This is a genomic window from Streptomyces recifensis (assembly GCF_002154615.1).
Lineage (GTDB): Bacteria > Actinomycetota > Actinomycetes > Streptomycetales > Streptomycetaceae > Streptomyces > Streptomyces griseoluteus.
Genome location: NZ_MUNH01000639.1, coordinates 1 through 1,033 on the forward strand (window position 1 = coordinate 1; position 1,033 = coordinate 1,033).

The window sequence follows — 1,033 nt, forward strand, 5'->3', positions numbered from 1 at the left end:
GGCGCCCGTGATCACGGCCGTGTGCCCTTCGAGGGTGCCTTCGGCCGGGTGTACGGCGGTCATCGGGCGCTCGCCCCCTCGTCCAGTCGGGTGCCGGGGTCCGCGTCGGGCGTGGGGGCGTCCGCCGGGTCGCCGGTGCCGGGCCGCTCGTCCATGGCGCGCAGCGCGGGCCACCGCCAGCTCACGGCGATCAGGACGAGGTAGACGAGGGAGAAGCAGAGCATCGGGACGCGCAGGCCGGCCAGGTCCACCAGCCATCCGGCGGTCAGCACGCCGAGCGGGGCGGAGGTGAGGGCCATCGCGCCGGTGAGGCCGAAGACCCGCCCGCGCAGGTCCTCGGGGACCCGTTCGAGCATGACGGTGGAGAGCATCGGGTTGAGCGGGCCGCCGGCCACCCCGACCAGGAAGCAGATCACCGTCACACCGACGGCACCGGGCTCCAGGTAGAGCGACATGCGCAGCACCGCGACCACGGCGAAGCAGCCGAACAGCGTGTAGCGGCGGTTGGAGAGGATGTTCCGGCTGGCGGGCCCGTACAGGAAGGTGCCGACGATGGCGCCGATGCCCACCGCGCCGAGGAACCATCCCATCGCCGCGCTGCTGTGCAGCACGTCCTGGGCGTACACCGGCAGGAACAGCGGGGTGAAGGCGTCGTCGAGGAAGTTGGTGACGACGACGAAGGCGGTCATCGCGCCGATCACCGGCATCGTCCGCACCAGGGCCGCGCCTTCGCGGAGCTGGCCGAAGAAGCCGGGTCCGGCGGTCCCGTCACCGCGGGGCCGGACGGGTTCGGCGACCGGCACCGCGAACGACAAGAGCGCGGCGGCGACGAGGAAGGTGGCCGCGTCGACGTACATGCCGACGGCCGAGCCGGTCGCCGCGATCAGCACGCCGGCCAGGGGCGCGCCGGCCACCAGACCGAGCCGGGGTGCCGCCTGGTACCAGGAGTTGACGGTCTCCAGCCGCGCCCCGGCGCCCTCGATGACGGGCTTGAGCAGCGCCATCCGGGCGGCCGTGGCGGGAGTCGCCACGA

Annotated in this window: 1 protein-coding gene; it reads right to left on the minus strand. The window is 73.7% G+C overall.

Annotation, left to right across the window (positions count from 1 at the left end; translation table 11 throughout):
- Nucleotides 1–59: 59 nt before the first annotated feature.
- Nucleotides 60–1,033: MFS transporter (locus CCN33_RS27540; protein ID WP_140394704.1), on the minus strand; the 974-nt coding region annotated here is incomplete at its 5' end.